Source organism: Pseudomonas sp. NBRC 111123, from assembly GCF_001320205.1.
GTDB lineage: Bacteria > Pseudomonadota > Gammaproteobacteria > Pseudomonadales > Pseudomonadaceae > Aquipseudomonas > Aquipseudomonas putida_J.
Genome location: NZ_BCAZ01000085.1, coordinates 1 through 9,549 on the forward strand (window position 1 = coordinate 1; position 9,549 = coordinate 9,549).

Annotated in this window: 1 protein-coding gene; it reads left to right on the forward strand. The window is 67.1% G+C overall.

The genetic code is table 11. The features are described 5' to 3' along the window. The coding region (locus tag APH27_RS25065) for a non-ribosomal peptide synthetase (RefSeq protein WP_156335910.1) at positions 1-9,549 on the forward strand (9,549 nt) is incomplete at both ends.

The window sequence follows — 9,549 nt, forward strand, 5'->3', positions numbered from 1 at the left end:
TGCGCACGCCGGATGCGCTTGCCGTGCGCGCTGAAGAGGGTGAACTGAGCTATCGCGAGCTCAACGAGCAGGCCAACCGTCTTGCGCATCACCTGATTGGCCTGGGCGTAAAACCGGATGATCGCGTGGCGATCTGCGTCGAACGTGGCCTGTCGATGGTGGTCGGGTTGCTGGCCATTCTCAAGGCCGGGGGGGCCTATGTGCCGGTCGATCCGGATTACCCGGCCGAGCGTGTGCGGCATATGCTGACCGACAGCGCGCCAGTGGCAGTGCTGGTGCATGCGGCGACTCGCCATGTGCCGGATGCTGGCCGAGTCATTGATCTGGATCTGCCGAGCTGGAGCGAACTACCGGCAAACAACCCAGTTGTTGCCGGATTGACGCCACGGCATCTGGCCTACGTCATCTACACCTCGGGCTCGACCGGTTTGCCGAAAGGGGTGATGAACGAACATGCCGGCGTGGTGAACCGCCTGCTGTGGATGCAGGATGCCTACAAGTTGGGCGCTGATGATGTGGTACTGCAGAAGACTCCGTTCAGCTTCGACGTGTCGGTGTGGGAGTTCCTCTGGCCGCTGCAGACTGGCGCACGCTTGGTCATGGCCCGCCCGGGCGGGCACCGTGATCCTGAGTACCTGCGCCAGGTCATCGACCATGAAGGCATCACCACCTTGCACTTCGTGCCGTCGATGCTGGATGTGTTCCTGTCCTCTGCAGCCACCCCTCACCCTGTAGGAGCGGCTTCAGCCGCGAACACCGGCGAAGCCGGTGCCATCCACCGAGCTGGCTTCTTCGCGGGTGAACCCACCTCCACAGGGACTGTGCAGGTCCTCAAGCGCGTGCTGTGCAGCGGTGAGGCGTTGCCGGGCAGTCTGGTTCGCCGCTTCCACGCACAGTTGCCGGCAGTGGAGCTGCACAACCTTTACGGCCCGACCGAAGCCGCAGTGGACGTCAGCGCCTGGCACTGCGTGACGGCGCCGGACAACACCCCGATCGGCAAACCGATCGCCAACACCACGCTGTACGTGCTCGATGGCCAAGGCCAGCCGGTGCCGCAGGGCGTGGCAGGCGAGCTGTTCATCGGCGGCGTCCAGGTCGCCCGTGGCTACCTCAACCGCGCCGAACTCACGGCAGAGCGCTTCATCGACGATCCATTGCGTCCAGGCGCAAAGCTGTACCGCACAGGCGACCTCGCGCGCCACTTGGCGGACGGCAACATCGAATACCTGGGTCGCAACGACGATCAGGTGAAAATCCGTGGCCTGCGCATCGAGCTGGGCGAGATCCAGGCCGGCCTGACCGCCATCGCTGGCATCAAGGAGGCGGTAGTGATCGCCCGCGATCAACGCCTGATCGCGTACTACACCGGCGAGGCGCAAGCCGTCGAGACCCTGCGCACGGCCCTGCTGGCGCACCTGCCGGAGTTCATGGTGCCGGCGCAGTTCATGCACCTTGACGCCTTGCCGCTGAGCCCCAACGGCAAGCTCGACCGCAAGGCGCTGCCGGCGCCCGATGCCATCCAGGATCGCCCTTACGAAGCGCCGCAGGGCGAAACCGAAACCCTGCTGGCCGGCATCTGGTGCGAGCTGCTGGGCGTCGAGCGCGTAGGTCGCCACGACAACTTCTTCGAACTGGGCGGCCATTCACTGCTGGCGGTGAGCCTGACCTCGCGCCTGCGTCAGCAAGGCCTGCATGCCGATGTCCGCGTGCTGTTCGGCCAGCCGACCTTGGCCGCGCTGGCAGCGGCGGTGAGCACTGCAAGCACCGTGCAGGTGCCGGACAATCGCATCGCGCAAGACGGCGCCCGAATCACACCGGACAGGCTGCCACTGGCAGGCCTGTCACAGGCGTCCATCGACACCTTGGTCGCCCAGATCCCAGGGGGCGTTGCCAACGTCCAGGACATCTACGGCCTGGCACCGCTGCAGCAAGGCATTCTCTACCACCACCTGGCCAGTGAAGGTAACGACCCCTACGTGTTGCAGGCGCGCTTCGCCTTCCCCGATCCGGCCACGCTGGACGCGTTCGCCGCTGCGCTGGATCAGGTGATCGCCCGCCACGATATCCTGCGCACCAGCATCCATTGGCAAAACCTTGAAGAACCGGTGCAAGTGGTGTGGCGGGAAGCCGGGCTTGGCCACGAAACGGACGGCGATCGCATCAACCTGAACCAGGCCCCCCTGATCCGCTTGCTGCGCAGTGAAAGCCAAGCGCGGATCGAAGCGACGCTGTTGATCCACCACATCATCCTCGACCACGCCGCCGTCGAGCAGCTGGTCGCGGAAATCACCGCCGTCCTGCAGGGCCAGGCGCTATCGCACGCCAGCGTGCCGTATCGCAACTATGTGGCCCATTCGCGCTTGGGCGGCAATCGTCAGGCGGCTGAGGCGATGTTCCGCGAGCTGCTGGGCGATATCGACGAGCCCACCGAGGTGTTCGGCCTGCGTGATGCCCACAGCGATACCCGCCGTGTGCTCGACAGCCGCCAGGCACTGGATCCCGACCTTGGCCAGCGCCTGCGTGACCAGGCCCGCCAGCTGGGCATCAGCGTCGCCAGCCTGGTGCACCAGGCCTGGGGCCAGGTGCTGGCGCAGCTGTCTGGCCGTGAAGAGGTCGTGTTCGGCACCGTGCTGCTGGGGCGCCTGCAGGGCGGCGAGGGCGCCGAGCGGGCGCTGGGCATGTTCATCAACACCTTGCCCCTGCGCGTCAGCGTCGGCACGGCGGCGGCCAGCGACGGCGTGCGTCTGACCCACCAGCGCCTGGCCCGGCTGCTTGCCCATGAACAGGCGTCGCTAGCCGAGGCCCAACGTTGCAGCGCGGTGCCGGCCGGCCAGCCACTGTTCACCAGCCTGCTCAACTTCCGCCACAGCGCGCCGGCCAAGGCCGGGTTGCGCGAGGCCTGGCAGGGCATCGAGCAATTGGCTGCCCATGAGCGCAGCCACTATCCGCTGGTGGTCAATGTCGACGATCTTGGTGATGCCTTCGTGCTTACCGTGCAGGCGCTGGAGGCCGTGGACGGGGCGCAGGTCTGCCGCCTGCTGGGCACCGCCCTGGAGCAGCTGGCGCGGGCCCTTGAACGGGCCCCGGCAACGCCGCTGCAGCTGCTGAGCTGCCTGGCGCCTGCCGAGCGCGAACTGGTACTGCATGGCTTCAATGCGACCCGGCGTGACTACCCACGCGAGCATGCCGTGCCCACCCTGTTCGGCGCCTTTGCCGCATTGAGCCCGGCAGCGGTCGCGGTGGTGCACGGTGAGCAGCAATACAGCTACGCGCAACTCGACCAGCACGCCAACCGCCTGGCCCATCACCTGCTGGCGCTGGGCGTGCAACCGGGTGAGCGCATCGCGCTGTTGCTGCCACGCAGCTTCGACCTGCTGGCGGCGCAACTGGCGGCGAGCAAGTGCGCAGCGGTGTATGTGCCGCTGGACAGCAATGCCCCGGCCGAACGCCAGGCATTCATGATTGCCGACAGCCAGGCGCGTGTGCTGCTGACCCACAGCAGCGAACATCAGGTTGGCCAGGCCCTGCGCGTGGAGCTTGATCGCCTGGCGCTGGACACTTGCCCGTCGCACTCGCCAGGCCTGCCGGTCAGCGGCGAAAGCGCGGCCTACATCATGTACACCTCCGGCTCCACCGGCACGCCGAAAGGCGTGCAGGTACCCCATCGGGCCATCGTGCGCCTGGTGATCAACAATGGCTTTGCCGATTTCAACAGCCGGGACCGGGTGGCATTCGCCTCCAACCCGGCATTCGACGCCAGCACCCTGGAAGTCTGGGCGCCACTGCTCAACGGCGGCACCCTGGTGGTCATCGACCAGGACCAGGTGCTGTCACGCCAAGCCCTGAGGGATACCTTGCTGCACCACGAAGTGAGCGTGCTGTGGCTCACCGCCGGGTTGTTCCACCAATTTGCCGATGGCCTGCTGCCAGCGCTGGCCAGGCTGCGCTACCTGATGGTCGGCGGTGATGTGCTGGACCCGAGCGTGGTCGCCCGGGTATTGCGCGAAGGCGCGCCGGTGCACCTGCTCAATGGTTACGGCCCGACCGAGGCCACCACCTTCAGCACCACCCACGAGATCCTCGAGGTGGGCGAGGGCAGCATCGCGATCGGCAAGCCCATCGGCAATGGCCGCTGCTATGTGCTCGATGCGCGGCAGCAACCGCTGCCTGTCGGGGCGGTCGGTGAGCTGTACATCGGTGGCGATGGGGTCGCCCTGGGCTACCTCGGCCAGCCGGCGCTGACCGCCGAGCGCTTCCTCGATGACCCCTTCAGCCCGCAACCAAGGGCGCGCATGTATCGCAGTGGCGACCTGGTCAGCTGGCAGGCCGACGGCACCTTGCGTTACCTGGGCCGCGCCGACCAGCAGGTCAAGCTGCGCGGTTTCCGTATCGAACTGGGCGAGATCGAGGCGCGCCTGGGTGAGTGTGCAGGCATTCGCGATACCGCCGTCGTGCTGCGTGAGGACGTGCCGGGCGACAAGCGCCTGGTGGCCTACTTCACGGCCAGCACCGGCGCCCCGACCATCGCCGAGCTGCATGCCCAGTTGCAAGGCCGGTTGCCTGATTACATGCTGCCGGCGGCCTATGTGTTGCTGAACGCCTTGCCCTTGACCGCCAACGGCAAGCTCGACCGCCGCGCACTGCCACAGCCGGGTAGCGATGACGTGCTGAGCCGCGCCTTCGAAGCACCACAGGGGGCGGTGGAAACCACCCTGGCGGCGATCTGGGCAGACGTGCTGAAGGTAGGGCAAGTCGGCCGCCATGACCATTTCTTCGAGCTTGGCGGCCACTCGCTGCTGGCGGTGACCTTGATCGAGCGCATGCGCCAGGCTGGTATGAGCGCCGATGTGCGGGTGCTGTTCGCCCAGCCGACCCTGGCCGCCCTGGCCGCCGCAGTGGGCAGTGGCCGTGAAGTGCAGGTGCCGGCCAACCGCGTGCCACAGGATGCCCGGCACATCACCCCGGCCATGCTCAGCCTGATCGACCTGGACCAGGCCGCCATCGACCTTGTCGTCGCCAGCGTGCCCGGCGGTGCGGCCAATGTGCAGGAAATCTACCCGCTGGCGCCGTTGCAGGAGGGCATTCTCTATCACCACCTCAGTGCCGGACAGGGCGATCCCTACCTGCTGCAGTCGCGGCTGGCCTTCGACAGCCTGGAGCGCCTGCAGACCTGGGCCACTGCCTTGCAGCAGGTCATAGACCGCCACGACATCCTGCGCACGGCCGTGTTGACCGAGGGCCTGGATCAGCCAGTGCAGGTGGTCTGGCGCAAGGCGCGCATGGAGGTGACGTCGGTCGGCGGCGTGCAGGCAGGCGCGGTTATCGATGCCTTGCAGGTGCGATTCGACGCTCGCCAGCACCGGCTGGATCTGTCCCGGGCACCATTGATGCGCCTGCTGTACGCCGACGACCCGGGCAACCAGCGCGTTGTGGCGATCCTGCAGTTCCACCACCTGGCCCTCGATCACACCGCGATGGAGGTGATTGCCGCAGAAATGCGCCAGCTGCTCGCTGGCCAGGCTGACCAGCTGGCGGCCCCGGTGCCGTATCGCACCTATGTCGCGCAGGCCCGGCTGGGGGCTGACGAAGCCGGTCACGAGGCGTTTTTCCGCGATATGCTCGGCGACCTCGACGAGCCGACCTTGCCGTTCGGCCTGGCCGATGTGCAGGGCGACGGCCAGGCCATCGAAGAAGCACGGCTGCCGATCGAGCCCATGCTGGCTCGGCAGTTGCGCCAGCAGGCCCGGCGCCTGGGCGTGAGCGCCGCGAGCCTGGCGCACCTGGCCTGGGCGCGGGTACTTGGGGTACTGGCCAACCGCACCGACGTGGTGTTCGGCACCGTGCTGCTGGGCCGCCTGCAAGGTGGCGAGGGCGCCGACCGTGCGCTGGGCGTGTTCATCAACACCTTGCCGCTGCGTGTCGACCTGACCGCGCCTGTGCAGCAGGCCGTGCGCGTCACCCACCAGCGCCTGTCGGCGTTGCTGGGCCATGAGCACGCTTCGCTGGCGCTGGCCCAGCGCTGCAGTGGCGTGGCCGCGTCAGTGCCACTGTTCAGTGCCTTGTTCAACTACCGCCACAGCAGCGCTGCCAACCCGGCCGCCGACGATGCCAGCGCACAGGGCGTGCGCCTGCTGGGCGGTGAGGAACGCAGCAACTACCCGCTGACCCTCAGCGTCGATGATCTGGGCGAGGGCTTCACACTCAGTGTCCTGGCCCAGCAGGGGCTGGGTGCCGAGCGGGTCGCACAATGGATGGCCCAGGCCCTGGCCGGTTTGAGCCAGGCACTGGAACAGGCAGGCAATACACCGGTGGCTGCCCTGTCGATCCTCGATCCGTCAGCCCGCCAGCAAGTGCTGCACGCGTTCAACGGCACCACCCGGCCTTACCCGCAAGGGCAGACCGTGCATGCCCTGGTGCAAGCCCAGGCTGCCCGCGCGCCACAGGCTGCAGCACTGGTGCAGGACGGCCAGGTACTGAGCTACGGCGAACTCGACCGCAGCGCCAACCGCCTGGCCCATCACCTGATCGCCCGCGGCGTGCAGGTCGGCGACCGGGTTGCCGTGTGCCTGCCACGCAGCCTCGAGCGCCTGGTCGCGCTGCTCGCGGTGCTCAAGGCCGGCGCCGCTTACGTGCCGGTAGACCCGGCGTACCCGGCGCAGCGCATCGCGTATCTGTTGCAGGACAGCGCACCGGCGTTTGTGCTGACTGACGCAAGCACGCAGGCGTTGGTCGGTGATACCCCGCAGGTCGCGCTCCATGGCGATGGCTGGCAGGCGCAAGCCGACAGCAACCCCCAGATCGCCGGGCTGGATGTGCACCAGCTGGCCTACGTGATCTATACCTCTGGCTCTACCGGCCAGCCGAAGGGGGTGATGGTCGAGCACGCCACCCTGACCCATCTGGTGCATTGGCATTGCGATGCCTTTGCCCTTGGTGCCGGCAGCCACACCAGCAGCGTGGCCGGTTTCGGCTTCGATGCCGTGGCCTGGGAAGTGTGGCCGGCGTTGTGCACCGGGGCGGTGTTGCACCTGCCGCCTGCACACATCGCCAGCGAGCATGTCGACGAACTGCTCGACTGGTGGCTGGAGCAGCCGTTGCAGGTAAGCTTCCTGCCAACACCGGTCGCTGAACAGGCGCTGCGCCGTGAGCGCCAGCACCCGACCTTGCGCACCTTGCTGGTTGGCGGTGACCGCCTGCGCCAGTTCGACCGTGACCCAGGCTTTGCCGTGGTCAACAACTACGGCCCGACCGAAGCCACGGTGGTTGCCACTTCCGGGCAACTGCAAGCGGGCGGCGCGCTGCATATCGGCAGGCCAATCGGCAACACCCGTGCCTATGTGCTCGACGAATGTCACCAGCCAGTGCCCGTGGGGGCAGTTGGCGAGCTGTACATCGGCGGCGCCGGGGTGGCCCGGGGTTACCTGAACCGCCCTGAACTGACGGCCGAACGCTTCTTCGATGACCCCTTCAGCACAGGTGGCCGCCTGTATCGCAGCGGCGACCTGGTGCGCTGGAACGCCGATGGCACGCTGGACTACTTGGGTCGTAACGATGACCAGGTGAAGATCCGCGGCGTGCGTGTCGAACTGGGCGAGATCGAGGCGGTGCTGGCTGCGCAGCCCGGGGTCGCTGCCGCCGTGGTGCTGGTGCGTGACGAGCGCCTGCTGGCCTGGTTCACCGAAGCCGCACCGGTGGCGGTGGAGGCCTTGCGCGAGGCACTGCAGACCAGCCTGCCAGCGCACTTGTTGCCGCAGGCGCTCACGCGCCTGGAGGCATTGCCGCTGACCCCCCATGGCAAGCTCGACCGCAAGGCCCTGCCAGACCCGGACCTGGCGCTGTTCGCCGGCCAGGGCTATGTGGCGCCGCAAGGCCCAGTGGAGGCGGCCCTGGCGCAGGTGTGGGCGCAGATGCTCAAGGTTGAACAGGTCGGGCGGCATGACAACTTCTTCGAGCTGGGCGGCCATTCACTGCTGGCAGTGAACCTGACTGCACGCTTGCGCCAGCAAGGCCTGCAGGTCGATGTGCGGACATTGTTCGGCCAGCCGACCATTGCCGCACTGGCCGCCACTTTGGGCCAGGCGCAGCATGTGCAAGTCCCGGGCAACCTCATCCCGGCCGGCTGCCAGCACATCACCCCGGCCATGCTGCCGCTGGTGGCGCTGGAGCAGGCCGCCATCGAGCGCATTGTCGCCCAGGTGCCGGGTGGTGCTCCCAACGTACAGGACATCTACCCACTGGCGCCGCTGCAGGAGGGCATCCTCTATCACCATGTCAGCGCCCGCGAGCATGACCCTTATGTACTGCAGTCACGCTTCGCCTTTGCCAGCCGCGCACATTTCGACGACTTCGCTGTCGCGCTGGACAAAGTCATCGCCCGGCATGATGTACTGCGCACGGCCGTGCTATGGGAAGGGCTGCCACAGCCGGTACAGGTCGTATGGCGCAAGGCGCCGCTCGGCGTGTTCGAGGGGGAGGCAGGCAAGGCTGGGCTGGACCTGGCTCGGGCTCCGTTGATCCGCTTGCTTTATAGCGAGACGGCTGACGGCATTGAAGCCACCCTGCAGTTCCACCACATCGTGCTCGACCACACGGCCATGGAAGTGGTTGGCGAAGAACTGATCGGCTTCCTGAACGGTGACCCCGAGCCTGCTTGCGCGCCCGTGCCGTATCGCAACTATGTGGCGCAGGCGCGGCTGGGCTTCAGCCAGGCTGAGCACGAAGCGTTCTTCCGCTCGCAACTGGCCGATATCGATGAACCGACCCTGGCGTATGGTCTCAGCGATGTTCAAGGTGATGGCCGTGATATCGAAGAGGCGCAGCTGTGGCTGAGCACCGAACTGGCCCAGCGCCTGCGTCAGCAGGGGCGGCAACTGGGGATCAGCGTCGCGAGCCTGTTCCACCTGGCCTGGGCGCGCCTGCTGGGCGCTGCCAGTGGCCAGGACCGCGTGGTGTTCGGCACCGTGCTGCTGGGCCGCCTGCAAGGCGGGGAGGGCGCCGAGCGGGCGCTGGGCATGTTCATCAATACCTTGCCGTTGCGGGTCGAACTGGGCGGCGTCAGCCTGCGCGAGGCCGCGCATGCCACCCACCAGCGGCTCAGTGCGTTGCTGGCCCACGAGCATGCCTCGCTGGCCCTGGCCCAGCGTTGCAGCGGCGTTGCCGCGCCGTTGCCGCTGTTCAGTGCGATGCTCAACTACCGCCACAGTACGGTGGCCACGGCCCGTCACAAGCAGGCGACCGAAGGGATCGACAACCTCGCTAGCCAGGAGCGCAGCAATTACCCCCTGGGCTTGAACGTGGATGACACAGGAGAGGGCTTCCGCCTGGTTGCCATGACCCCGGCCGAGGTTGGCGCGGCGCGTATCTGTGGGCAGATGAACCAGGTGCTGGAGGCCATGGCCGAAGCGCTGGAGCATGAGCCGGCGCTGTTGTTGCAGCGTTTGCCGGTGCTGGAGGCCAATGAGCGCCAACGGGTGCTGGTGGATTTCAACGATACGGCGGTTGATTACGACCTTGAACAGACCTTGCATGGCCTGATCGAGGCGCAGGTTG